22 protein-coding genes and 1 riboswitch are annotated in these 23311 nt (G+C 67.2%); of the genes, 8 read left to right on the top strand and 14 right to left on the bottom strand.

From position 1 onward, the window contains the following. Window positions 1-7 precede the first annotated feature (7 nt). Entirely contained in the window at window positions 8-1087 is a 1080-nt protein-coding gene (glcE, locus tag LOY33_RS16360) for a glycolate oxidase subunit GlcE (RefSeq protein ID WP_258659401.1), read from the bottom strand. Continuing rightward, window positions 1087-2586 (bottom strand): glycolate oxidase subunit GlcD, encoded by a 1500-nt coding sequence (gene glcD, locus LOY33_RS16355; RefSeq protein WP_043861170.1) that lies wholly within the window; start codon window positions 2584-2586, stop codon window positions 1087-1089. Before glcD ends, glcE begins: the two co-directional genes overlap by 1 nt. Window positions 2587-2819: 233 nt before the next feature. Between glcD and glcC the strand changes: the two genes are divergently transcribed. The 4 genes from glcC to LOY33_RS16335 all read left to right on the top strand — a co-directional run bounded on the left by glcC (window position 2820) and on the right by LOY33_RS16335 (window position 6940). Then, complete coding sequence (glcC, locus tag LOY33_RS16350; protein ID WP_043861171.1) at window positions 2820-3578, top strand: transcriptional regulator GlcC; 759 nt, start codon at window positions 2820-2822, stop codon at window positions 3576-3578. Window positions 3579-3725: 147 nt separating this feature from the next. After that, window positions 3726-5792, top strand: coding sequence for a maltose alpha-D-glucosyltransferase (gene treS, locus LOY33_RS16345; RefSeq protein ID WP_258659400.1), 2067 nt, complete (start codon window positions 3726-3728; stop codon window positions 5790-5792). 187 nt (window positions 5793-5979) lie between these two features. Beyond that, window positions 5980-6441 carry an Lrp/AsnC family transcriptional regulator gene (locus LOY33_RS16340; RefSeq protein ID WP_043861187.1) on the top strand — a complete coding sequence of 154 codons (462 nt, stop codon included), beginning with the start codon at window positions 5980-5982 and terminating at the stop codon, window positions 6439-6441. After that, complete coding sequence (locus LOY33_RS16335) at window positions 6431-6940, top strand: GNAT family N-acetyltransferase (protein ID WP_258659399.1); 510 nt, start codon at window positions 6431-6433, stop codon at window positions 6938-6940. The genes LOY33_RS16340 and LOY33_RS16335 overlap by 11 nt, the downstream gene beginning before the upstream one ends. A 3-nt stretch (window positions 6941-6943) precedes the next feature. Here the strand turns inward: LOY33_RS16335 and LOY33_RS16330 are convergent, their stop codons facing one another. The 6 genes from LOY33_RS16330 to LOY33_RS16305 all read right to left on the bottom strand — a co-directional run bounded on the left by LOY33_RS16330 (window position 6944) and on the right by LOY33_RS16305 (window position 13117). Beyond that, window positions 6944-8293, bottom strand: coding sequence for an OprD family porin (locus tag LOY33_RS16330; RefSeq protein ID WP_258659398.1), 1350 nt, complete (start codon window positions 8291-8293; stop codon window positions 6944-6946). Next, on the bottom strand, window positions 8290-8727 hold the full coding sequence (locus tag LOY33_RS16325; protein WP_058541265.1) for a pseudoazurin: 438 nt from the start codon (window positions 8725-8727) through the stop codon (window positions 8290-8292). Before LOY33_RS16325 ends, LOY33_RS16330 begins: the two co-directional genes overlap by 4 nt. Window positions 8728-8748: 21 nt before the next feature. Then, a complete protein-coding gene (locus LOY33_RS16320) occupies window positions 8749-9540 on the bottom strand; it encodes an ABC transporter ATP-binding protein (RefSeq protein ID WP_210015331.1) in 792 nt (263 codons plus the stop codon). After that, on the bottom strand, window positions 9537-10553 hold the full coding sequence (locus tag LOY33_RS16315) for an iron ABC transporter permease (protein ID WP_043861192.1): 1017 nt from the start codon (window positions 10551-10553) through the stop codon (window positions 9537-9539). The genes LOY33_RS16320 and LOY33_RS16315 overlap by 4 nt, the downstream gene beginning before the upstream one ends. Further along, on the bottom strand, window positions 10550-11563 hold the full coding sequence (locus tag LOY33_RS16310) for an ABC transporter substrate-binding protein (RefSeq protein ID WP_258659397.1): 1014 nt from the start codon (window positions 11561-11563) through the stop codon (window positions 10550-10552). Before LOY33_RS16310 ends, LOY33_RS16315 begins: the two co-directional genes overlap by 4 nt. A gap of 145 nt (window positions 11564-11708) precedes the next feature. After that, window positions 11709-11905, bottom strand: a riboswitch (cobalamin riboswitch). Window positions 11906-11944: 39 nt separating this feature from the next. Then, window positions 11945-13117, bottom strand: coding sequence for a DUF1624 domain-containing protein (locus LOY33_RS16305; RefSeq protein ID WP_054915149.1), 1173 nt, complete (start codon window positions 13115-13117; stop codon window positions 11945-11947). A 228-nt stretch (window positions 13118-13345) separates the two neighbouring features. On the opposite strand from LOY33_RS16305, the gene LOY33_RS16300 reads away from it, so the two are divergent. After that, window positions 13346-13951: an SCO family protein gene (locus LOY33_RS16300; protein WP_058541261.1), complete on the top strand. Its 606-nt coding sequence runs from the start codon at window positions 13346-13348 to the stop codon at window positions 13949-13951. After that, the gene (locus LOY33_RS16295) at window positions 13951-14445 is read left to right on the top strand and encodes a copper chaperone PCu(A)C (protein ID WP_258659396.1); all 495 of its coding nucleotides are present in this window, start codon (window positions 13951-13953) and stop codon (window positions 14443-14445) included. The genes LOY33_RS16300 and LOY33_RS16295 overlap by 1 nt, the downstream gene beginning before the upstream one ends. 68 nt (window positions 14446-14513) lie before the next feature. On the opposite strand, the gene LOY33_RS16290 is transcribed toward LOY33_RS16295, so the two are convergent. Continuing rightward, window positions 14514-14936: an NUDIX hydrolase gene (locus tag LOY33_RS16290; RefSeq protein WP_104572655.1), complete on the bottom strand. Its 423-nt coding sequence runs from the start codon at window positions 14934-14936 to the stop codon at window positions 14514-14516. A gap of 199 nt (window positions 14937-15135) precedes the next feature. Here LOY33_RS16290 and LOY33_RS16285 point away from each other — a divergent pair, with 199 nt between their 5' ends. Further along, window positions 15136-16020 carry an EamA family transporter gene (locus tag LOY33_RS16285; RefSeq protein WP_054915147.1) on the top strand — a complete coding sequence of 295 codons (885 nt, stop codon included), beginning with the start codon at window positions 15136-15138 and terminating at the stop codon, window positions 16018-16020. A gap of 76 nt (window positions 16021-16096) precedes the next feature. Further along, on the top strand, window positions 16097-18736 hold the full coding sequence (locus LOY33_RS16280; protein ID WP_043861199.1) for an excinuclease ABC subunit UvrA: 2640 nt from the start codon (window positions 16097-16099) through the stop codon (window positions 18734-18736). A gap of 6 nt (window positions 18737-18742) precedes the next feature. Here the strand turns inward: LOY33_RS16280 and LOY33_RS16275 are convergent, their stop codons facing one another. From LOY33_RS16275 to LOY33_RS16255, 5 genes are read right to left on the bottom strand one after another with little or no spacing between them, the layout of a single operon-like run. Continuing rightward, window positions 18743-20686: a response regulator gene (locus LOY33_RS16275; RefSeq protein ID WP_054915145.1), complete on the bottom strand. Its 1944-nt coding sequence runs from the start codon at window positions 20684-20686 to the stop codon at window positions 18743-18745. Further along, window positions 20676-21551, bottom strand: coding sequence for a sensor histidine kinase KdpD (locus LOY33_RS16270; protein WP_043861201.1), 876 nt, complete (start codon window positions 21549-21551; stop codon window positions 20676-20678). The genes LOY33_RS16275 and LOY33_RS16270 overlap by 11 nt, the downstream gene beginning before the upstream one ends. Next, a complete protein-coding gene (locus LOY33_RS16265; RefSeq protein ID WP_254998786.1) occupies window positions 21544-22554 on the bottom strand; it encodes an ATP-binding protein in 1011 nt (336 codons plus the stop codon). Before LOY33_RS16265 ends, LOY33_RS16270 begins: the two co-directional genes overlap by 8 nt. Further along, a complete protein-coding gene (locus tag LOY33_RS16260; protein ID WP_043861202.1) occupies window positions 22545-22949 on the bottom strand; it encodes an anti-sigma regulatory factor in 405 nt (134 codons plus the stop codon). Before LOY33_RS16260 ends, LOY33_RS16265 begins: the two co-directional genes overlap by 10 nt. Further along, complete coding sequence (locus tag LOY33_RS16255; RefSeq protein ID WP_043861203.1) at window positions 22946-23308, bottom strand: STAS domain-containing protein; 363 nt, start codon at window positions 23306-23308, stop codon at window positions 22946-22948. The genes LOY33_RS16260 and LOY33_RS16255 overlap by 4 nt, the downstream gene beginning before the upstream one ends. Window positions 23309-23311 lie beyond the last annotated feature (3 nt).

Here is a 23311-nt window from a genome sequence, read left to right as displayed (position 1 = left end):
TCCTGGGTCAGACGTCGGCGTACTGGCGGCCGGGGTTGAAGATGCCCTGGGGGTCCAGGTTGCGCTTGAGCGTCTGGTGAAACCGCAGGATCGGTGCGGCCAGCGGCTGGAAGGGGCTGTCCACCACGCCCGGGGTGAAGCAGGTGGCGTGCCCGTTGGCGGCGGCGGCGAGCTGGCGGATGCTGTCGGCATCGGCGCCGCTCTTGAGCCAGCGTTGCGCGCCGCCCCAGTCGACGAGTTGCTCGCCCTCGATCGCCAGCGGCGCCGTCAGTGCCGGCACCGACAGGCGCCACAGCGGGCGCGGGTCGTCGAAGAACGCCAGGCGCTGTTCGCGCAGGTCGTCCCAGTAGCTGTCATCCAGCGCATCGCCGCCCAGGCGTTCGGCGGCGGCGCGTACCGAACCCTCGTTGCCTTCCAGGCGCAGGTACAGGGTGCTGCCGTCATGGCTGGCGGCGGTCAGCGGGATCGGCTGCTGGCCCCATTCGCCGAGCTTGTCCAGGGCCATCTGCAGCGGCATGGCCTGGCGCAGGCTGACCCGGCAGCGGTACTTGGGCAGCACCTTGAACGAGGCTTCGGTGATCACCCCCAGGCAGCCCAGGCTGCCGGCCAGCAGGCGCGACAGGTCGTAGCCGGCGACGTTCTTCATCACCTCGCCGCCAAAGCGCAGGTGCGTGCCCAGGCCGCTGATCATGCGCGTGCCCAGTACGAAGTCGCGTACCGAACCCGCCCATGGGCGACGCGGGCCCGACAGGCCTGCAGCGAGCATGCCGCCGACCGTGGCGTTGTCGCCAAAGCACGGCACTTCGCAGGCAAGCATCTGCCCGCCACGCTCCAGCGCGGCCTGCAGCTCGCGCAGGGGCGTGCCGGCACGGGCGGTGATCACCAGTTCGGTGGGGTCGTAGGAGACGATGCCGGTGTGCCCGGCGAGGTCCAGTGGCTGGGCGTCGACGGGGCGCCCGTAGAAGGTCTTGCTGGCACCGCCGCGGATGAACAGCGGGGTGCGCTCGGCGATGGCCTGCTGCACGCGGGCCAGCAGGTCGGCGCTGCGGTCGCTGCCGTGGGCCGGGTCGAACAGTACGGTGCTCATCAGAAGCGCTCCAGGTCCGGGAAGGGCAGTTGGCCGTGGTGCACGTGCATGGCGCCGAATTCGGCGCAGCGGTGCAGGGTGGGGATGTTCTTGCCCGGGTTGAGCAGGCCCAGCGGGTCGAACGCAGCCTTTACCGCATGGAACAGGCTCAGCTCGTCGCTGTTGAACTGGGCGCACATCTGGTTGATCTTCTCGCGGCCCACGCCGTGCTCGCCGGTGATGCTGCCGCCGACCTTCACGCACAGCTCGAGGATCTTGCCGCCGAACGCCTCGGCGCGTTCCAGCTCGCCGGGGGTGTTGGCATCGAACAGGATCAGCGGGTGCATGTTGCCGTCGCCGGCATGGAACACGTTGGCCACGCGCAGGTTGTACTCGGCCGAGAGGTCGGCGATGGCCCCCAGCACGTGGGGCAGTTCGCGCCGGGGTATGGTGCCGTCCATGCAGTAGTAGTCGGGCGACAGCCTGCCCACGGCGGGGAAGGCGTTCTTGCGCCCGGCCCAGAAGCGCACGCGCTCGGCTTCGTCGCGGGCCAGGCGCACTTCGGTGGCACCGGCCTGTTCGAGCAGTACGCGCACGCGCTCGCAGTCGTCGTGCACGTCGGCCTCGACGCCGTCCAGTTCACACAGCAGGATGGCCTCGGCCTCTACCGGGTAGCCGGCGTGGATGAAGTCTTCGGCGGCGCGAATCGCCAGGTTGTCCATCATCTCCAGGCCGCCGGGGATGATACCGGCGGCGATGATGTCGCCCACGGCGCGGCCGGCCTTTTCCACCGAGTCGAAGGCGGCCAGCAGCACCTTGGCCACCTGCGGCTTGGGCAGCAGCTTGACGGTGACTTCGGTGATGATGCCGAGCATGCCCTCGGAACCTGTGAACAGCGCCAGCAGGTCGAAGCCGGGGGCGTCCAGGGCATCACTGCCCAGGGTCATGCGTTCGCCCTCGACGCTGAGCATCTCGACCTTGAGCACGTTGTGCACGGTCAGGCCGTACTTGAGGCAGTGCACGCCACCGGCGTTCTCGGCGACGTTGCCGCCGATCGAGCAGGCGATCTGCGAGGAGGGGTCGGGTGCGTAGTACAGCCCATGCGGCGCGGCAGCCTGGGAAATCGCCAGGTTGCGTACGCCGGGCTGCACGCGGGCAAAGCGCCCGGCCGGGTCGATTTCAAGAATCTTGTTGAAGCGCGCCATTACCAGCAGCACGCCCTTTTCCAGCGGCAGCGCGCCGCCGGACAAACCTGTGCCGGCGCCACGTGCCACCACCGGCACCTTGCGCTCGTGGCACAGGCGCAACACGCTCTGCACCTCTTCCAGATGGCGCGGCAGCACCACCAGCATCGGCGTGGTGCGGTAGGCCGAGAGGCCGTCGCACTCGTAGGGCTTGAGGTCTTCGGCGGCGTGCAGGATATCCAGGTCGGGCAGGCGGCTCTGCAGGGTGTGCAGGAACTCGGCCCGGTCGACGCTGTGCAGCGCACCATCGACGCGTTCGTCGTAGAGAATATTCATGGGCAGGCTAACGACCCTTGTCTTGTTGTTATGGAAGCTCGATGGAACACGGCTCACTTGCATCATTGGCCGGCGGCGGCTTAGTGTCTATCGCTCAAATCACTGGTCGAACCAGTTTGTTGCTGCGGTTTTTCCGGCTTTTTCATGAATATTCAATAAATACAGTTAGTTATGTATTTATCTGCCAAGGGTCATAAAACCCATGGCGTCTGGTCATACCAGTTGGAGGGACGATGGGCGAAGCGCTTTCAATGCAGGTGGCAGACGTGGTGTGCGAGCGCATCGAGCGGCTGATCGTCGATGGCGTGCTCAAGGTCGGCCAGGCGCTGCCGTCGGAGCGGCGCCTGACCGAAAAGCTCGGCGTGTCGCGCACGGCCCTGCGCGAAGGGCTCAAGCTGCTGCGCGCCAAAGGCATCATCGAGACTGCGCATGGCAAGGGTTCATATGTCGCGCAGTTGTCGGGGCAGGGCAGCACCTCGGCATTGATGCACCTGTTCAGTTCGCAGCCGCGCACCCTGTACGACCTGTTCGAGGTGCGCAGCCTGCTGGAAGGGGAGTCGGCACGCCTGGCGGCGCTGCGCGGCACCGAGGCGGACTTCGTGCTCATACGGCGCAGCTACGAGGCGTTGCTGGCGGCCCATGAGCAGCCACTGACGGCCTCGGAGCATGCGCACCTGGACCATGCGTTTCACCTGGCGATCTGCGAGGCCTCGCACAACCCGGTGCTGGTGCAGACGCTGCGCTCGCTGACCGACCTGCTGTTGAACTCGGTGTTCGCCTCGGTGAACAACCTGTACCACCGCGATGTGCAGAAGCGCCAGATCGACCGCCAGCATGCGCGGCTGTACAACGCCGTGACCGGGCGAATGCCGGAGCAGGCGCGCAAGGCGGCGATTGCGCATATCCAGGGCATCTGCGCGAACCTCAAGGAGATCGAGGAGGAGGAGCAGCGGCTGGTACGCGCGACGTTGCGGCTGGAGGGGTGGGTTTGAGGGCGTGTGGGCCGGGGTAGGCGCGCCGTGCGGCGGAGCTCTGCCACATCTGCCCGCTGGTCGCAGCAAAAAATGCGAACGATTGCAGTCAAACCCACTCACACCTTGAGGGCACGACCCCACGCCCCCCGTCGAAGGAGCAAGCGTATGACCCAGCGAGGCCAGGACACCATCGAATGGCTGCAAGGCCAGTCCATGCTGCAAGCCGCCCGCGACCGCGCCCGGCTGTATGCAGGGCAGGCGCGCATGTGGCTGCACCCTTACGCCGAGGCCCGCGCCCGCGACGCCAGTGCCATCGCCTCGGTGTGGCTGACGGTGTACCCGGCCTCGATCATCGTCGAGGAGGGCGGTTCGGTGTTGCAGGCGCTGGCCCATGAGCAGCTGTGGCAGGCGCTGTCGGAGCTGGGCATCCAGGGCGTGCACACCGGGCCGTTGAAGCGCTCGGGCGGCATCACCCAGCGCGAGTTCACCCCCAGCGTGGACGGCAACTTCGACCGCATCAGCTTCGACATCGACCCGCGCTACGGCAGCGAGGCCGAGCTGGTGCACCTGAGCAAGGTGGCCTCGGCGCACAACGCGGTGACCATCGACGACTCGATCCCGGCGCACACCGGCAAGGGCGCCGATTTTCGCCTGGCCGAGATGGCCTACGGCGACTATCCCGGGCTGTACCACATGATCGAGATCCGCGAAGCCGACTGGGGCCTGCTGCCCGAGGTGCCGGCCGGGCGCGATGCGGCCAACCTCACGCCGGCCATGTGCGACGAGCTCAAGGCCCGCCACTACATCGTTGGCCAGTTGCAGCGGGTGATCTTCTTCGAACCCGGCATCAAGGAAACCGACTGGAGCGCCACGCCGCCGGTACTCGGGGTCGACGGCAAGCTGCGACGCTGGGTGTACCTGCACTACTTCAAGGAGGGCCAGCCATCGCTGAACTGGCTGGACCCAAGCTTTGCCGCGCAGCAGCTGATCATAGGCGACGCCCTGCACGCCATCGACGTGCTCGGCGCCCGTGGCCTGCGTCTGGATGCCAATGGCTTTCTCGGCGTGGAGCGGCGCGCCGAAGGGCCGGCCTGGTCGGAGAGCCACCCGCTGTCGGTCACCGGCAACCAGCTGCTGGGCGGCATGATCCGCAAGGCCGGCGGTTTCAGCTTCCAGGAACTGAACCTGACCCTGGACGACATCGCCAACATGTCCCACGGCGGCGCCGACCTGTCCTACGACTTCGTCACGCGCCCGGCCTACCAGCACGCGCTGCTGACCGGCGACACCGAGTTTTTGCGCCTGATGCTGCACCAGATGCATGCGTTCAAGATCGACCCCGCCTCGTTGATCCATGCCCTGCAGAACCACGATGAACTGACCCTGGAGCTGGTGCATTTCTGGACCCTGCACGCCAACGACAGCTACCTGTACAAGGGCCAGACCTTCCCCGGCAACATCCTGCGCGAGCATATCCGCAGCGAGATGTACGAGGGCCTGGCGGGCGAGCACGCGCCGTACAACCTCAAGTTCGTGACCAATGGCGTGTCGTGCACCACGGTCAGCATCATCACCGCCGCGCTGGGCATTCGCGACCTGGGCAGCATCGACGCCGAGCAGCTGGCGCTGATCCAGAAGGTGCACCTGCTGCTGGCCATGTACAACGCCATGCAGCCGGGGGTGTTTGCGCTGTCGGGCTGGGACCTGGTCGGCGCCTTGCCGCTGGAGCCCGAGCAGGTGGAGGGGCTGATGGGTGACGGCGACACCCGCTGGATTCATCGCGGCGCCTATGACCTGGCCGACCTGGACGTGGAGGCGCAGCTCTCGGCCGAAGGCCTGCCGCGTGCGCGTTCGCTGTATGGCAGCCTGGCCAGCCAGTTGCAGCAGCCCGACAGTTTTGCCAGCAGCCTGAAACGCATGCTCGCTGTGCGCCAGGCCTATGCGATTGCGGCGAGCCGGCAGATCCTGATCCCCGAGGTGGCCAACCCGGCCTTGCTGCTGATGGTGCACGAGCTGCCGGCAGGCAAGGGCATCCAGATCACCGCACTCAACTTCGGTGCCGAGCCACTGAGCGAAACCCTGCATCTGCCGGATGTAAGCCCCGGCGCGGTGGTGGACATGATCAACGAACGGCTGGAGGGCGAGCTGAGCGAAGCGGGGGAGATGACCATCAATATGGATGGCTATGAGGGCCTTTCGCTGCGCATCGTGAGCAGTGTGGCGACGCTGTAGGCGTTTGCATGCGGTAACGTTTTTACAGGCCCGGGGTTTCGTGTCTGACGGTTCCCCGGCCCCTTCGCTGGCAAGGCCAGCTCCTGCAAGGGGCCGCCACCGTCACCGCACTGCTGCCTGCCCCGTGACACACCCCGCCCACCTGATGGAAAATGCCCGACGCCTCTCCCCACCAAAAGGCTTCTGCATGGACAAGCTGGACCGGGCAATACTCGACCTTCTGCAAACCGACTGCACCCGCGCGGTGGGCGATATCGCCGAGCAGATCGGCCTGGGCACCACCGCCTGCTGGCGGCGCATCCAGAAGCTCGAAGAGGCCGGCATCATCCGCGGCCGCGTGGCCCTGCTCGACGGCAAGAAGCTCAATGTCGGCGTGGTGGTGTTCGTCTCGATCAAGACCACCCAGCACAACGCCGACTGGCTGGCCGGCTTTCATGCCGCCGTGGCCGGTATCGACGAAGTGCTGGAGGTGTACCGCATGGCCGGCGACACCGACTACCTGCTGCGCGTGGTGGTGCCGGACGTGGCCGCCTACGACGCGGTGTACAAGCAGTTGATCCGCATTCCGGGGCTGTCCGACATCAGTTCCAGCTTCTCCATGGAGCAGATCAAGTACTCCACCCGCCTGCCGCTGCGCTATGCGCCCTGAGCCGATCACGCTGCACCAGGCCGGCGCCGACGACAGGCAGGCTGCCGTCGCCTTCGTGATGCAGGCCCGCGCCGCGCTGTTCCCCAAGCTCGCCGCCACCGGGATGCCGGCAGACCTGCAGCAGTTCGAACAGGTCTACCTGCACGGCGCGGGGCGTTTCCTGCTGGCCCGCTGCAATGGCCAGATCGTCGCGGCCATCGGCTACCTGCCTTACGACCACCGCTTCCGCCAGCTCGACTACCGTGGACAGAAGGTGGTGGAAGTGGTGCGCCTGTTCGTGTTGCCGGCCTATCGCCGCAGCGGGCTGGCCGGTGAGTTGTACCGCGCGTTGCGTGAGCTGGCGCTGCAGGACCAGGTGCGGGTGCTGTACCTGCACACCCATCCGTTTCTGCCAGGCGCCATTGGTTTCTGGCAAAAACATGGCTTCGAGATCATCGATGTGGAAGCCGACCCGGTGTGGCAGACCACCCACATGCAATGTCGCCTGCCCGCCGGCTGAACCTCAGAAGCGCCCGTTGAGCGGGTATTCCACCGCCAGGCGGATCTGGTCGGCATCCAGCTCGGCCTGGGCAGTGTTGCCCCGGTGCACGTTGTGCCGCAGCGACACGGTGGTGCCCTTGGCCACGCCGCCCTGCACCACGTAGCGCGCCTCCAGGTCGCGCTCCCAGTGCTTGCCGCCTTCGCCGTAGCCCAGGTACGCATAGCCGCCACGCGGGTCGACGTGGCTGCCATCGATGCGGCTGCCGCGCACATACGCCGCACTCAGCACCAGCCCGGGCAGGCCCCACGGGGTCATTGCCAGGTCGTAGCGGGCCTGCCACGACTGCTCGTTGGGGGCGTTGAAGTCCGACAATTGCACGGCGTTGCTGATGAAGATCGCGCCACGGGTCACATAGTCGAACGGTGTGTCGCCATCGACTTTCTGGTAGCCCAGGCTGAAGCTGTGCGGGCCCTGGGCGTAGGTCGAGAGCAGGCTCCAGGTGGTGTTGTCGATCTGCCCGGACAACGCCTTGCCGGTGTCGGTGGTGCGGTACAGGTTGAGGTTGAAGGTGAGCGAGCGATTGGCGTCCAGTGCATGGCTGAAGGTGCCGCCCAGGTAGTGCTGGTTCCAGGTATCTTCGTAGCGCGAGGTGTACAGGCTGGCGCTGAGGCTCGGGCTTGCGCTGTAGACCACCCCGGCCAGGTCGAAGGCATCGCCCTTTGCTGCGTTGGAGTAGTTCACCACGAACCCCTGGTCATGGCTGCTGGCGTTGCGGTCGGTGCTCTCGGTGAAGTGCCCGCCTATCAGTTTCACCCCATCGAATTCGGTGCTGGTGACAAATACCCCGGTGGCAGTTTCGGGCAGCAGGCGGCTGTCGGACGAGCTGAACACCGGGGTCTTGACCCGCTGTTCGCCATACGACAGCACGGTGGAGGAGGCCCGAAGCTTGACCGCCGCGCCGCCGCGGCTGAACTCGTTCTTGGGGTGACCGTGGTTGTCCAGCCCCAGCAGGCGCGCCTTGCCGGCGCGTCCGCCGCCGCTGTCCAGTTGCACGCCAAGGTAGGCATGGGCATCCACGCCCACGCCGATCAGGCCCTGGGTGAAGCCCGACTGCAACGTGCCCATCAGGCCATAGGCCCATTCCTCGGCATAACCGTTGCGCTCGGCACGGGGCTTGTAGGCATTGCGTGCGCCGCTGTTGCGCATGCCGTGGCGGTATTCGCGGTTGTCGTACACGCTGCGGTTGAGCAGGCTCCAGGTGCTGTCTTCGACCAGGCCGTTGGCCTGCTCCTGGGCCGATTCGGCCAGCACCAGGGGCGCCGGCCCGGCCAATGCCAGCAGCAGGGCCGAACGGGTGCGCAGTGCGATCATTGTGCGGCCTCGCGTTGCAGCAGGGCGGCAAGACGATCTGCTGCACGCCTGGGCAAGGTGCTCGGCAGGCTCGGTGGCGTGGCGGCGGGCTCACCGACCTGGATCAGCATCACCATGCCCATCGACAGGTGCGGGATGCACTGGATGCCGTACAGGCCCGGCACGTTGAAGGTCTGCTCGATTTGCTGGTTGATCCTGCCCTTGAACGCCTCGGCGCCTTCGGGCAGCAGGCCGGGCAGCGAGGCGGCATTGTGCCCGCTCTGGGTGGCGATGAACTTCACCGAATCGCCGGGGGCGATGCGCAGGTAGTCCGGCTCGTACACCATGCTGCCGGTCGCACCACGGTTGAGCATTTTCACTTCGTGCACCTCGGCCGATACCGAAGGGGCGAGCAGGGCGCTGGCGAGCAGCAGGGGCAAGGCGGCAAGGCGCATGGGCGGGCTATCCATTTCAGGTCAAGAGGAACGAACGCGCAGGATCTGCGCGCCGTCGAAGGGGTCGGTCAGGTAGTGCGCCTGCACCCCGAAGGTGGCCTGCAGGCGTTGCGGGGTCAGCACCTGCAACGGCGGGCCGACATCCACCAGGCGCCCGCGCTCGAGCACGGCCAGGCGATCGCAGGTGAGGGCCTGGTTGAGGTCGTGCAGGGCGATCAGGGTGGTCACCGGCAGCGCCTGAACCAGGCGCAGAATGCCCAGCTGGTGCTGGATGTCGAGGTGGTTGGTCGGCTCGTCGAGCAACAGCAGTTGCGGGCGTTGCGCCAGGGCCCGGGCGATGTGCACGCGCTGGCGCTCGCCACCGGAGAGGCTGCGCCAGCTGCGTGTTGCCAGGTGGGTGGCATCCACGTCGGCCAGGGCCTGCTGCACGATGGCGTGATCGTCTGCCGACCAGGGGCGCAACGCCGACAACCACGGCGTGCGGCCCAGGGCCACGGCATCGAACACGTTGATCGCATCGCTGGTGTCGGCCTGTTGCTCGACCACTGCCAACCGCCGCGCCACCTCGCGGCGTGGCAGCTGCCTGAGCGCGTTGCTGCCCAGCTGCACCTCGCCGCAGGTGGGCGTGCGCAGCCCGGCCAGCAGCTTGAGCAGGGTGGACTTGCCCGAGCCGTTGGGGCCGACGATACCCAGGGTCTCGCCACGGCGCACCTCAAGGTCGACCGCGTCCAGCAGCACGGCATCGCGCACCTTCAAACCCAGGCCGGTGCAGCGCAGTGCAGCTTCATCCAGCGGGTGGGTGACAGCGTTCATCGGGCGCTCCTGCGGCCAATCAGTATCAATGCGAACACCGGTGCGCCGACCAGCGCCGTGATCACCCCCACCGGAATCACCTGGCCCTTGATCAGGGTGCGCGAGAGCACGTCGGCGGCAATCAGGAACAGCGCGCCACCCAGCGCGCTGGCCGGCAGCAGGCGCGCATGGGGGGTACCGAACAGCAGCCGCATCGCATGCGGAATCACCAGCCCGACAAAGCCGATGGCGCCCACGATCGACACCATCACTGCCGTCACCAGCGCCGCGCAGCTGATCAGCAGCACCTGCACGCGGCGTACCGGGATGCCCAGCGAGGCAGCCGAGTCGCTGCCGAAGGTGAAGGCGTCCAGCGCCCGCCGATGCCACACGCACACCGCAAGGCCGGCCAGCGCCACCGGCACTGCCAGCCACACCGATGGCCAGCGCACGCCACTGAGGTTGCCCAGCAGCCAGAACAGGATGCCGCGCGCCTGCTCGGCACTGGCCGACCGGGTGATCAGAAAGGCGGTGAGCGCGTTGAACAGCTGCGAGCCGGCAATCCCGGCGAGGATGATCTGCCCCGTGCTGTTGGACGGCCCGCTGGCACGGGCCAGCAGCGCCACCAGCGCGAAGGCCGCGATGGCCCCGACGAAGGCGCCCAGCGACAGCGTGATCGCCCCCGCGCCCAGCCCCAGCAGCGCCACCAGCACCGCGCCGGTGGAGGCGCCGGCCGAGATGCCGAGCAGGTACGGGTCGGCCAGCGGGTTGCGCAGCAGCGACTGCAGTACCACCCCGCAGGTGGCCAGCCCCGCGCCGCAGGCGGCGGCCACCAGCGCACGGGTCAGGCGGTAGTTCCACACGATGCCTTCATCGATCGGGTCCAGCAGGTGCCCGGCGGCCCATAGCTTGTTGGCCAGCACCTGCAGCACCACCGAGGGGGCGATCGGCGTTTCGCCAATCGCCACCCCTGCCAGTATCGCCAGCAGCAGGGCCAGGCACGCGAGCAGGCCGCGCACAACGCTGCCTGTCATGGCGCCAGGTCGAAGCCGTTGATGGCCGAGGCCAGGGTCTCCATGCCGCTGAACAGGCGCGTGCTGGCCTGCATGGCGTGCGCATCGAGAATCACGATGCGGTTGTGTCTGACCGCGTCCATGTTGCGCGTGACCGGGTCGCTGCGCAGGAATTCGAGTTTCTTCTGGTAGTCATCGGCCGGGAAGCGACGACGGTCCATGCGCGCGATCACCAGGAAGGTGGGGTTGGCCTTGGCGATGGTTTCCCAGCCCACGGTCGGCCATTCCTCATCGGACTGCACCACGTTGCGCACGCCCAGGGTCTGCAGCATGTAGTCGGGGATACCCTTGCGCCCGGCCACGTACGGGTCGATGTCCAGGTCTGCGCTGGAGAACCAGAACAGGGCGCTGGTGTCCTTCAGATCCTTGCCCTTCACGGTGGCGGCAGCCTTGGCCAGGCGTGCCTTGAGCTCGCTGTTCAACCGCTCGCCACGCGCCTGCACGTCGAAGATCTCGGCCAGCTGGCTGATGCTGTTGTAGATGCTGTCGATGCGAAACGGCTCCAGGCGGGTGCCGTCGGCGCCGACCAGGTTGTCCTTGCCCTCGCAGTCGGACGGCATCAGGTAGGTGGGGATGTTCAGCTCATGGAACTGCTCGCGGGTGCCGACCACGCCCTGCGGGCCGACCATCCACTCCAGCTGCACCGCCACCAGTTGCGGGCGCTTGCCGATCACCGCCTCGAAGCTGGGGTCGTTGTCGGCCAGGCGCTCGACCTTGTCGTTCTGCACCTTGTACTGCGCCAGCACATCGTTGAACCACAGCGAGGTGCCGACCAGCCTGTCGCCCAGGCCCAGTGCGTAGAACATCTCGGTGCCGGCCTGGCCGATGGTCACGGCGCGGTCGGGCGCATGCTGGAAGGTCAGCGGCATGCCGCAGTTCTGCAGCGTGAGCGGGTAGTGGGTCGGGGCGGCCTGGGCCAGGGTCGACAGACCCAGGCCCGCGAGCAGGGTGGCAAGGCGGGGCAACTGCATGATGCGATCTCCATTCGAACCGTACACGGGCAGGGGTGTACAACCTGGAAACACATCGACAGGCGCTGCCGCGCGGGCAGGGCAAGGCCGTTCGGCGCGCGGGGCGCTCGCGGCACAGATGTACTCCCCGGACACCCCGCCGGTTAGTGATTGTTGCTGTGCCGGCAGGTCTCCTGACTGGTGCGTCGTCACCTGGCTCCGGCCTTCCCGGGGGTCACCCAGTGGCATTTCAGGAGCAGGCTCGGCACTTACAGTTGCGGGGGCAGTTCCGTTTGACGCCATGCAGTGGCGTCTCGGATTCCCTATTGATTCCGTGTGGAAACCGGCGGGCGGCATGGTAGTCGATCACGCCGCCCGCAGGGAAACAAAACCCCGCCAGCCTCAGAGGTACTTGAGCCAGGCAATGTCGCGACGGCGGGCCTTGAACGCGGCAAACCAGCGCACCGGCGGGAACAGCGCCACGGCCAGCAGCACGGCGGTCAGCCACACCGCCCAGATACCATCGAAGCCGAAGTAATTGCCCTGGTTCAGGCCCAGGAGTGCAACGCAGGCCAGGTACGCCACTTTCAGCACATACAGGTGCAGCAGGTAGAAGAACATCGGTGCGGCGCCGAACACCGCCAGGGTGCTGATCCACCGGCGCTGCCCGGCGCGCTCCAGGCCCAGCAGCAACAGCAGGCCAGCCCCCAGGGTCAGGGCCAGGAACAGCAGCGAGGGCGGGTACTTGGTGATGTTGAAGAAGCTCATCAGGGTGTGCGCGGTGTCGGCCTGAACCGTCCATGGCGCCTCGCCGTAGCCGTTGAGCAGGCGCAGGGCGACAAAGCCGAGCAGGGTTGCCAGGCCTGCCAGCAGCAGACGGCGCTGGCGCGTGGCGGCCGGCATCGAGTGGGCGAACCAGGGGCCCAGGCCGTAGCCCAGCGCGATCACGCCGACCCACGGCAGCACCGGGTACGAGGTACGCAGGCGCAGGCTGTCGGAGAACTCGAGCCAGCCGCGGTCATGCAGGATCGCCCACGGCACGTGCAGCGCAGAGCCCTGCGCAAAGTGCAGGCCGTCGAGCAGGTTGTGACCGGCCACGATCGCGGCGCCCAGCACCAGCAACAGCGGGCGCGGCAACCACACCAGGGCCGCCAGGGCGATCATGCTGATGCCGATGGCCCAGATCACCTGCAGGTAGATCACGCTGGGTGGCAGCTGGAAGGTCCAGGCGATGTTCACCAGGGTGAACTCCAGCACCACCAGAAACAGCCCGCGCTTGAACAGAAAGGCCGACACATCGCCCCGGCCCTGGTGCTTCTGGCCATACAGCCAGGCCGACAGACCGGTCAGCAGCACGAACACCGGGGCGCACAGGTGGGCCAGCGTACGGCTGACGAACAGCGCAGGTTCGGTGCTGTCGATGGCCATCGGATCGCTGACCTGGCGGTGCAGGAAGAAGGTTTCGCGCACGTGGTCCAGCAGCATGAACAGGATCACCAGGCCCCTGAGGGCATCGATGGACAGCAGGCGTTGGCTCGGTTTGCTGGCGGCGGGGAGGGCAGTAGCGCTAGTCATTGAAAGGTCGCAGGCAGAGGGGGCGAATTGAATGGTTACTGTATAACATTTCTATTCGCTCGGTAAATCTTCCTTACAATCTTGACTGCCATGCTGCGACATCAGACCGCACCCATCTGGCGCTGCGCGCTGGAACCCGTCGACCCTGCGTGACAAAATGCCGCCTCGCAAAACCCTTGCACAAGGCTCCCGCTCTCGGGGCCGGCACCTTCCCAAAAGGATGGTTACATGAACGATTTACTGACCCGGCGCACGGTGATCGCCGGGCTCGGCCTGCTCGGCCTCGGTGCCCTGGCAGGTTGCAACAACTCCGGCGCGCTGGACTTCAAATACGGCAAGGACCTGAGCAACAAGATCCTCGGCCGCACCTTCAAGCTCAAGGACCCGCAAGGCAACGTGATGACTCTGTCGAGCTTCCAGGGCTCGATGCCGATGGTGTTCTTCGGCTTCACCCAATGCCCGGCGGTGTGCCCCACCACCCTGGCCCGCGCGGTGCAGATCAAGAAGCTGATGGGCCGCGACGCCGACTTCCTGCAGGTGGTGTTCATCAGCCTGGACCCCGAGCGCGACACCCCCGAAGTGCTGGACGCCTACGTCAAGGCCTTCGATCCCTCGTTCGTGGCGCTGTCCGGTACCCTGGAAGAGACGGCCGCAGTGGCCAAGGAATTCGGCGTGTTCTACGAGAAGGTGCCGGCCGGCGACACCTATACCATTTCCCACAGCTCGACCAGCTACGTGTTCGACTCGCGTGGCGTGCTGCGCCTTGGCCTCTCGCATTCCCTCAATGCCAAGGAATGCACCGAAGACCTGCTTACCGTAATGGAGGTTTGTTAATGCGTTCTCCCGTGAAACACGCGCTTGGCGCGATGGCGTTGCTGTCCCTGTTCGGTGCGGCGCTGCCCGCCGTTGCCCAGACCACCGTGGGCGAGCCCTGGGTGCGCGCCAGCGTGCCGCAGCAGCAGTCGACCGGTGCGTTCATGACCCTCACTGCCAGCACCGACAGCAAGCTGGTGGGCGTCGAGTCGCCGGTGGCCAAGACCGTGCAGGTGCACCAGATGCAGATGTACAACGATGTGATGAGCATGAGTGAAGTCAAGGCGCTGGACCTGCCCGCCGGCAAGCCGGTGGTGCTCGACACCAATGGCTACCACGTGATGCTGATGGGCCTGGTCAAGCAGGTGAAGGAAGGCGACACGGTGCCGCTGACCCTGATCGTCGAAGACGCCAAGGGCCAGAAGGAGTCGATCAAGGTCGACGCCCCGGTGCGTTCGCTGACCGCCACCGACGGTCACGGCGAGCACTCGATGCACGACCACAGCCACATGTAAGTACCCGCCGCGCCGGCCCTTGCGCCGGCGCAATCCGTTCCTGCCGGGTGGTTCGCCACCCAACGGGTTCAACTGGCCTGCGCCAGATAGTCCCGCAGCCGATCCTGCAGATACCACACACCTTCAGCGTGTTTCAGGTAATCGCTGATCGGCATCATCTGCCAGTACTGGCCTTCGTCGCCAAATTCGATGGCATCGATTTCCCCCTGCGTGATGTGCCCCACCAGAAACCAGGACTCCCAGCCGGGTCTGGCCAGGCTGGGGTAGTTGCGGCGCCATTCGATGCGTTCGGGGGGCAGGCGCAGGGCGAACTCTTCGTCCAGCTCGCGCAGCGCGCATTCCACCGGGGTCTCATCACCTTCGCGCCCCCCGCCGGCAAAGTCCCAGCAGCCGGGGAAGGGGATGGTGCTTTTCACGTCGCGCCTGTAGGTGAGCAGGTGGTCGTGGAACAGCAGGGCGAGTTTGGCACCGCAGAAGGGTTTGAGGGGCATGGATACTGGCCTCTGGCAGGACGGGGCGTTAGGCACCGGGCCGATATTTATACGACGGTTCTGCAGGTTGCGCGGCGTTTTTTGTGGTGTGGGCTGCCGGGCAGCTGCTGGTCACACAGGCATGCGCCGCCGACGGGTATAACTGAACCCGGGAATAAGGATATGCTGTTTCGAAATATTACAAATTGGTGAGGGCAGAATGCCGTTAAAGGACCTGTTGCTGGCGCTGGTGGTGATCGTCGCCTGGGGCCTGAATTTCGTGGTGATCAAGGTCGGCCTCGACGGCCTGCCGCCCATGCTGCTGGGTGGCCTGCGCTTCGTGCTGGTGCTGTTTCCGGCGATCTTCTTCATCAAGCGCCCGCAACTGCCGTGGCGCTGGTTGCTGGCCTACGGCACCACCATCTCGCTGGGCCAGTTCGCCTTTCTGTTCGAGGCCATGGGCAACGGCATGCCGCCGGGCCTGGCGTCGCTGGTGCTGCAGTCGCAGGCCTTCTTCACGCTGTTCTTTGCCGCGATGTTTCTCGGTGAGCGGCTGCGCGCCGCCAGCCTGCTGGGGCTGCTGGTGGCCGCCGGGGGCCTGGCGCTGATCGGCAGCGAGAACGGCAGCCACGTGCCATTTTTGGCGCTGGTGCTGACCCTGTGCGCCGCCGCATGCTGGGCCATGGGCAACATCATCACGCGCCGCTTCGGCAACATCGACCTGGTGGCGCTGGTGATCTGGGGCGCGCTGATCCCGCCGTTGCCATTCTTCGCCCTGTCGTGGTGGCTCGAAGGGCCGGCGCTGATCGAAAGCTCGCTGCGCGGCATCGGCCTGAACTCGATCCTGGCCCTGGCGTACCTGGCCTTCATCGCCACCATGCTCGGCTACAGCCTGTGGAGCGGCCTGCTGTCGCGCTACCCGGCGGGCAAGGTCGCACCGTTTTCGCTGCTGGTGCCAGTGGTGGGGCTGAGCTCCTCGGCGTTGCTGCTGGGTGAGCGCCTGAGTACCCTGCAATGCTGGGGTGGGGTGCTGGTGATGGTGGGGTTGCTGATCAACGTGTTCGGCTCGCGCCTGCGTCAACGTCTGCGGGCCGCGCTGAGCTGAGGCCCCAGGGCGGCGGTGGAACGATCCGCCGCGCACGCCGCTCCAATTCCAGACCCTCGCCGACCAAGGTCCGACCATGAATTCACCTCGATCCACCACGCCCCATGCCGGCCCGGCCGGCATGGTCAAGGTGCGCGGCGCGCGCGAACACAACCTGAAGAACGTGGATGTGGACATCCCCCGCGATGCGCTGGTGGTGTTCACCGGCGTGTCCGGCTCGGGCAAGTCGTCGCTGGCGTTCTCGACCCTGTATGCCGAGGCCCAGCGCCGCTATTTCGAGTCGGTGGCGCCCTATGCGCGACGCCTGATCGACCAGGTCGGGGTGCCGGATGTGGACGCCATCGAAGGCCTGCCGCCGGCGGTGGCCCTGCAACAGCAGCGCGGCACCCCCAGCGCGCGCTCCTCGGTGGGCAGCGTGACCACGCTGTCGAGCCTGATTCGCATGCTCTATTCGCGTGCCGGCAGTTACCCGGACGGCCAGCCGATGCTGTATGCCGAGGACTTCTCGCCCAATACGCCCCAGGGCGCATGCCCCGAGTGCCACGGCCTGGGCCGGGTCTACGAGGTGGACGAGGCCTCGATGGTGCCCGACCCGTCGCTGACCATCCGCGAGCGTGCGGTGGCCTCGTGGCCGCTGGCGTGGCAGGGCCAGAACCAGCGCGACATCCTCGTGACCCTGGGCTATGACGTCGACATTCCGTGGCGCGACCTGCCCCAGGAGCAGCGCGACTGGATCCTGTTCACCGAGGAAACCCCCACTGTGCCGGTGTATGCCGGCATGACCCCGGCCCAGACCCGCGACGCCCTCAAGCGCAAGCTCGAACCCAGCTATCAGGGCACCTTCAGCGGCGCGCGGCGCTATGTGCTGCACACCTTCACCCATTCGCAGAGCGCGCTGATGCGCAAGCGCGTCAGCCAGTTCATGCGGGCCAGCGCCTGCCCGTTGTGCGCGGGCAAGCGGCTCAAGCGCGAGGCCCTGACCGTGACCTTCGCCGGGCTGGACATTGCCGAGCTGGCGCAGTTGCCCTTGCTGCAGCTGGCCGAGGTGCTCAAGCCGGTGGCCAGCGCCACCTATGTCGAGCATGGCGACGAGCAGGGTGCGGTGCTGACCCACGCGCAAACCCGTGACGCCCGCCAGCAGCGCGCGGCCAGGGGCGACAACGCCCATGCCGGCGGCCCGGACGTGCGCCACACGCCCAACCTCTCGCTGGAAAAACGCCTGGCCGCGCAGCGCATCGCCCAGGACCTGCTCGAACGGGTGGCCACCCTGATCGACCTGGGCCTGGGTTACCTGGCCCTGGAGCGCAGCACGCCGACCCTGTCCTCGGGCGAGCTGCAGCGCCTGCGCCTGGCCACCCAGCTTAACTCGCAGCTGTTCGGCGTGATCTATGTACTGGACGAACCCTCGGCCGGCCTGCACCCGGCCGATGGCGAGGCGCTGTACGAGGCCCTGCTGCGCCTCAAGGCCGCGGGCAATTCGGTGTTCGTGGTCGAGCACGACCTGGACACCATGCGCCGCGCCGACTGGCTGGTGGACGTGGGCCCGGCGGCGGGCGAGCAGGGCGGCCAGGTGCTGTACAGCGGGCCCCCGGCCGGGTTGGCCGAGGTCGAGGCCTCGCAGACCCGCAGCTACCTGTTCGGCGCCCAGGCCGCCGTGCCGCGCACCCCGCGTGAACCCGGCGGCTGGCTGCGCCTGGAGGGCGTGACGCGCAACAACCTGCACAACCTCGATGCGGCCTTCCCCCTTGGGTGCTTCACGGCCGTCACCGGGATTTCCGGCTCGGGCAAGTCCAGCCTGGTCAGCCAGGCGCTGCTGGAGCTGGTGGGCGCGCACCTGGGCCAGGCCACTGCGCCCAGCGAGCCCCAGGAGCAGAGCCTGGAGGATGACGTGGCGCAGGCCAGCGGCGGCCAGGTCACGGCGGGCCTGGAGCACATCCGCCGGCTGGTGCAGGTGGACCAGAAGCCCATCGGCCGTACCCCGCGCTCGAACCTTGCGACCTACACCGGCCTGTTCGACCACGTGCGCAAACTGTTCGCCGCCACCGATGCGGCCCGCGAGCAGGGCTTCGATGCCGGGCGCTTCTCGTTCAACGTGGCCAAGGGCCGTTGCGAAACCTGCGAAGGCGAAGGCTTTGTCAGCGTCGAGCTGCTGTTCATGCCCAGCGTCTACGCACCGTGCCCCACCTGCCATGGCGCCCGCTACAACCCGCAGACCCTGGCGGTCACCTGGCAGGGCCTGAACATCGCCCAGGTGCTGCAGCTGACGGTGACCCAGGCGCTGGCGGTGTTCGAGCAGCAGCCGGCGGTGCAGCGTGCCCTGGCGGTGCTGCACGAAATCGGGCTGGGCTACCTGCGCCTGGGCCAGCCGGCCACCGAGCTGTCGGGCGGTGAGGCGCAGCGCATCAAGCTGGCCACCGAACTGCAGCGCATGGCCCGCGGGGCCACCCTGTATGTGCTCGACGAACCCACCAACGGCCTGCATCCGCAGGATATCGACCGGCTGATGCTGCAGCTGGGGCGCCTGGTGGATGCCGGGCATACGGTGATCGTGGTGGAGCACGACATGCGCGTGGTGGCCCAGAGCGACTGGGTGATCGACATCGGCCCGGGGGCGGGGGACCAGGGCGGCACGCTGGTGGCCTGCGGCACGCCGCAGCAGGTGGCGGCCAGTGCCCACAGCCGTACCGCGCCGTTTCTGGCCCGGGCACTGGGCTGAGGCGGCTCAGGCGTCGAGGCTGCGCCGAACCTTGTCCAGCAGTTCGTGGATCTGGAACGGCTTGGTGACGATGTCCATGCGCTCACCGAGAAAATGCTGCCGGTCGATGGCGTTCTCGGCGTAGCCGGTCATGAACAGCACCGGCAGGCTCGGGCGCAGCATGCGCGCGACATTGGCCAGCTCGCGCCCGTTCATGTGCGGCAGGCCCACGTCGCTGAGCAGCAGGGCGATGCTCGGGTCGGCATGCAGTTTCTGCAGGGCGCTTTCGACGTCCGGCGCCGGGGTGCAGCGGTAACCGGCATCGGTCAGCACCTCGCAGACGAAACTGCGCACCACCGACATGTCCTCGACCACCAGCACATGCTCGCCGGCGGTACTGATCACGGTGTCGGGTGTGGGTTCGGTGATGCTCAACAGCGGGCTCTGGCTGGCCGGCAGCAGCAGCGTCACTTCGGTGCCGCGCCCGCCGGTGCTGCGGATCTGCACGTCGCCGGCCGACTGGCGGGCGAAGCCGTAGATGGTCGACAGCCCCAGCCCGGTGCCCTGGCCGATGGGCTTGGTGGTGAAGAACGGGTCGAAGACCTTGCCGATCACCTCGGGGGCGATGCCGCTGCCGTCGTCGCGCACCGACAATGCCACGTAGGCGCCATCGGCCAGCTTGAGGTCGTCCTGGGTGTGCGCCGCGTAGGTGCTGATCCAGATGTTGCCACCCTGGGGCAGCGCGTCGCGCGCGTTGATCACCAGGTTGAGCACGGCGTTCTCCAGCTGGATCGGGTCTACCAGGGCCACGCTGAGGTGCTCGCTCAGGTTCAGGTGCAGGCTGATGTGTTCGCCGATGGTGCGTCGCAGCAGTTCCTCCAGCGAGCGGATGTGCTGGTTGATGTCGGCCGGGCGGGGGTCCAGCGGTTGCTGGCGGGCAAAGGCGAGCAGGCGGTGGGTCAGGGTGGCGGCCCCCATGGCGGCGCCCAGTGCAGCGTCGGCGTAGGACTGCACCTTGTCGACGCGGCCCTGCTCGATGCGTTTCTTGATCAGCTCCAGGCTGGTGATGATGCCGGTGAGCATGTTGTTGAAGTCATGGGCGATGCCGCCGGTAAGCTTGCCCAGTGCGTCCATCTTCTGCACCTGCAGCAACTGCGCCTCGGTACGGGCGCGCTCGGCCACTTCCTGGGCCAGCAGGGTGGTCGCGCTGTCCAGTTCGGCGCGCTGGGTGCGTTCGCGGTGGCGCTGTTCGGTCACGTCCTCGACGAAGATCAGGCTCGACTCGCCGCTGCGGTAGGGCGACACCTGCCACTGGGTCTCGCGCAGCTGGCCGTTGACGCGCATGTGCAGCAGGCCCTTCCAGCGGTCCCGGGTGCCGAGCCTGCGCAGCAGTTCGTCGATCACCGGCTGCTGGTCGTCGGCAAAGCACTCGACCAGGGTGTCGGGGCTCAGGTTGTCCTGGATCAGCTGGGCGAACGCCTGGTTGCATTCGTGCACCTTGAGCCCGGTGCCCAGCAGCGCGATGGGCGCGGCGGTGCTGACGAAGATCTCGCGAAAGCGCGCCTCGCTCTCGCGCAGCGCCTGCTCGGTGTCGCGTACCCGCAGCAGCGTGCGCAGGGTGGCCAGCAACACCTCGGGGTCGACCGGGTGGATCAGGTAGGCGTCGGCCCCGGCGTCCAGCCCGGTGATGATGTCGCCGGTACCGATGGCGGCCGCCGATACGTGGATCACCGGCAGCAACGCGGTGGCCGGGGTGGCGCGCAGGATGCGCACGATATCGAAGCCGCTCATGTCCGGCAGGTGTACATCCAGGATCAGCGCGTCGTAGGTCTGGCTGGCAATCAGCTCCAGGCCCTCGCCACCGGTGCCGGCCTCGTCGATGCGGTAGCCATGGCATTCCAGGCGCCGGCGCAGGGCATAGCGGGTGACGATGTTGTCGTCGACGATCAGCAGGCGGATGTCAGGCTTCATCACCAGGCTCCTGGGCCAGCGCCAAGGGGATCACTACGTAGAAGGTCGAACCGACCCCGGGTGTACTCTCGACCCCGACCCGGCCACCCAGCAGCGCCGCGAAGCGCTTGCACAGCGACAGGCCCAGGCCGGTGCCACGCAGGCGCTTCTGCAGCGGCGAGTCGATCTGTGCGAAGTCCTCGAACAGCGTGTCGTGCAGCTCGCCCGGGATGCCGATGCCGGTGTCGTGCACCGCAAAGCGGATCTGGCCGTCGTCTTCCAGTTGCGACGATACCCGCACTTCGCCACGGGCGGTGAATTTCAGCGCGTTGGAAATGAAGTTGCGCAGGATCTGCGCCAGCTTCTTGTCGTCGCTGTACAGGCGCGGCAGGCCCTGGGGCTCTTCGAAGATCAGGTCGACCGCCGAGGCATCGACGATCGGCCGGAACATGCCGCGCAGGGCCGCGAACAGGTCGAGCATGTCGAACCAGGCCGGCGAGATGGTGATGCGCCCGGCCTCGATCTTGGCCAGGTCGAGCAGGTCGTCGACCATGTCGCTCAGTTCGCGCGCCGAATTGCTGACGAAGGTCACCTGCTTGTGCTGCTCGGGGCTCAGCGGGCCGTCCAGCTCGTCGCTGAGCAGGCGGGCGATGCTCAGGATCGAACCCAGCGGCGTGCGAAACTCGTGGCTCATGTACGACAGGAAGCGGCTCTTGAGGTCCGAGGCTTGGCGCAGTTGCTCGGCCTGGATATCCAGCTCGGCATACAGGGCCAGCACGCCCTGGTTGGTTTCTTCGAGTTCGGCGCGCAGGGCGTCGCCCTCTTCACGCAGCCGCGCGATCAGCGCCTGCGCCTCGGTGTCGGCAAGGGTAGGGGAATCAGCCACTTAGGGTCTCCAGGGCAACAACCAGCACGGTGACATCATCGCGGCCTCGGCAGAAGTCGCGATGCAGCACGGCGGCGATCAGTGCCGGGTGCTGATGCATGAGGCCAGGATACTGCTGCAGGTCCCAGCGCGATTGCAGCCCGTCGCTGTAGAGCACCAGCAGGTTGGCATGCACATCAGCATAGTCAAAGGGGCGCACGCGACGGAATTGCCCGCCGACGATACCCGGGTGCGAGGCCAGGCCACGACTGCTACCGGGTGCGAGCAGGTGCGCGCCGATGTTGCCGACGCCGCTGAAACGCAGCGCGCCGTTGTCGTACTGGGCGAAGGCCGCGGCGCCGCCACGGGTGCCCTGCATGTTGACGTGCATTGCCTCGAGCACCTGCGCGGGGTCGGCGAACGGGGCCTGGGCAAAGGCCTGGGTGCCGGCGTGGGCGGCCCGTTCGGCGAGCTCGCCGTGGCCCAGCCCGTCGACCACCAGGGCACTGATGCGCTGGCCGTCGTAGGCCAGGTACCAGGCATCGCCACAGGCCGGGTCGTGATGCAGGCTGTGCTGGCTGGCGCCCCAGCGCAGGTCGCAGGCCGCGCTGCTGCGCGGGTACAGGCGCGCCAGCACGGCGGCGCCACGGCTGTCGGCGTACACATCGAACACATCGGCCAGGCGCTTGATCGCGCCCAGGCCGATGCCCTGGGTACCGCCGGTGGAGAACCCGTCGGCCAGGCAGTGGTGCAGGTCGAAGCCCGCACCACGGTCGATGGCGATCAGTTCCAGCCCGCTGTAGCCGCTGTTGGGCAGCACCCGCAGGTGCAGTTCACCGCGCCCGGCATGCTTGAGCAGGTTGCTTGCAAGCTCGGTGGCCAGCAGCGCGGCGCGCCCGGCGTCGGTGGCATCGAAACCCTGCTGTTCGGCCAGGCGTTGCACGCTGCGCCGTGCATGACCGACCTGGCTCTCGTCTTCTATCGGTAGCACCTGGGTCAGGCTGCCCAGGATACTCAGGCCCATCGCAGAATCGTCACGCGCGTGCCGGCCCCGGGGGCGGTATCCAGTTCGAACTCGTCCACCAGGCGCTTGGCCCCGGTCAGGCCCAGGCCCAGGCCGCCGCCGCTGGTCCAGCCATCGGTCATGGCCAGCTTGATGTCGGGGATGCCCGGCCCTTCGTCGCGAAAGGTCAGGCGCAGGCCCTTGCGATGGTCCTTCTCGACCACCTGCCAGTCCATGTGGCCACCGCCGCCATACACCACGGCGTTGCGGGCCAGCTCGCTGACCGCCGTGACCAGCTTGGTCAGGTTGATCAGGCTCATGCCGCAGCCCTGGGCCAGGGTGCGCGCCAGTTGCCGTGCACGTACCACATCCTGCTCCAGCAGGATGGGCTGGGTGCCGCTTTGCTCGGCGCTCATTGCGGTGCAGCCGAGTTGTTGAGCAGGCGCATGCCGCGCTCGGCGTTGAGCGCGGTACGCACGCCGGGCAGGGTCAGGCCCAGTTCGACCAGGGTGATCGCCACGGCCGGCTGCATGCCCACCAGCACGGTCTGCGTGTCCATGATGCGCGACACCCCGGAGATGGTGCCGATCATGCGGCCGATGAAGGAATCGACCATGTCCAGCGCCGAGATGTCGATCAGCACGCCTTTGGCCGAGGTCGCGCTGATGCGCTCGGACAGGTCGTCCTGCAGGGTCATGGCCAGCTGGTCATGCATGTCGACCTGGATGGTCACCAGCAGGAATTCGCCGATTTGCAGAATCGGGATGCGCTCCATGGC

It is taken from the genome of Pseudomonas sp. B21-036 (assembly GCF_024748925.1).
Taxonomy (GTDB): Bacteria; Pseudomonadota; Gammaproteobacteria; order Pseudomonadales; family Pseudomonadaceae; genus Aquipseudomonas; species Aquipseudomonas palmensis.
Note: the sequence above shows the minus strand (reverse complement) of the source record. Positions and strands in the feature narration are given on the sequence as shown.

Coding starts and splice junctions, on each gene's coding strand:
- treS (WP_258659400.1), top strand. CDS start 3,726: ATGACCCAGCGAGGCCAGGACACCATCGAATGGCTGCAAGGCCAGTCC.
- LOY33_RS16335 (WP_258659399.1), top strand. CDS start 6,431: ATGCGCCCTGAGCCGATCACGCTGCACCAGGCCGGCGCCGACGACAGG.
- LOY33_RS16260 (WP_043861202.1), bottom strand. CDS start 22,949: ATGAGCGCCGAGCAAAGCGGCACCCAGCCCATCCTGCTGGAGCAGGAT.
- glcD (WP_043861170.1), bottom strand. CDS start 2,586: ATGAATATTCTCTACGACGAACGCGTCGATGGTGCGCTGCACAGCGTC.
- LOY33_RS16265 (WP_254998786.1), bottom strand. CDS start 22,554: ATGGGCCTGAGTATCCTGGGCAGCCTGACCCAGGTGCTACCGATAGAA.
- LOY33_RS16255 (WP_043861203.1), bottom strand. CDS start 23,308: ATGGAGCGCATCCCGATTCTGCAAATCGGCGAATTCCTGCTGGTGACC.
- LOY33_RS16275 (WP_054915145.1), bottom strand. CDS start 20,686: ATGAAGCCTGACATCCGCCTGCTGATCGTCGACGACAACATCGTCACC.
- LOY33_RS16320 (WP_210015331.1), bottom strand. CDS start 9,540: ATGAACGCTGTCACCCACCCGCTGGATGAAGCTGCACTGCGCTGCACC.
- LOY33_RS16330 (WP_258659398.1), bottom strand. CDS start 8,293: ATGATCGCACTGCGCACCCGTTCGGCCCTGCTGCTGGCATTGGCCGGG.
- LOY33_RS16290 (WP_104572655.1), bottom strand. CDS start 14,936: ATGCCCCTCAAACCCTTCTGCGGTGCCAAACTCGCCCTGCTGTTCCAC.
- glcC (WP_043861171.1), top strand. CDS start 2,820: ATGGGCGAAGCGCTTTCAATGCAGGTGGCAGACGTGGTGTGCGAGCGC.
- glcE (WP_258659401.1), bottom strand. CDS start 1,087: ATGAGCACCGTACTGTTCGACCCGGCCCACGGCAGCGACCGCAGCGCC.
- LOY33_RS16315 (WP_043861192.1), bottom strand. CDS start 10,553: ATGACAGGCAGCGTTGTGCGCGGCCTGCTCGCGTGCCTGGCCCTGCTG.
- LOY33_RS16295 (WP_258659396.1), top strand. CDS start 13,951: ATGCGTTCTCCCGTGAAACACGCGCTTGGCGCGATGGCGTTGCTGTCC.
- LOY33_RS16305 (WP_054915149.1), bottom strand. CDS start 13,117: ATGACTAGCGCTACTGCCCTCCCCGCCGCCAGCAAACCGAGCCAACGC.
- LOY33_RS16310 (WP_258659397.1), bottom strand. CDS start 11,563: ATGCAGTTGCCCCGCCTTGCCACCCTGCTCGCGGGCCTGGGTCTGTCG.
- LOY33_RS16280 (WP_043861199.1), top strand. CDS start 16,097: ATGAATTCACCTCGATCCACCACGCCCCATGCCGGCCCGGCCGGCATG.
- LOY33_RS16325 (WP_058541265.1), bottom strand. CDS start 8,727: ATGCGCCTTGCCGCCTTGCCCCTGCTGCTCGCCAGCGCCCTGCTCGCC.
- LOY33_RS16285 (WP_054915147.1), top strand. CDS start 15,136: ATGCCGTTAAAGGACCTGTTGCTGGCGCTGGTGGTGATCGTCGCCTGG.
- LOY33_RS16300 (WP_058541261.1), top strand. CDS start 13,346: ATGAACGATTTACTGACCCGGCGCACGGTGATCGCCGGGCTCGGCCTG.
- LOY33_RS16340 (WP_043861187.1), top strand. CDS start 5,980: ATGGACAAGCTGGACCGGGCAATACTCGACCTTCTGCAAACCGACTGC.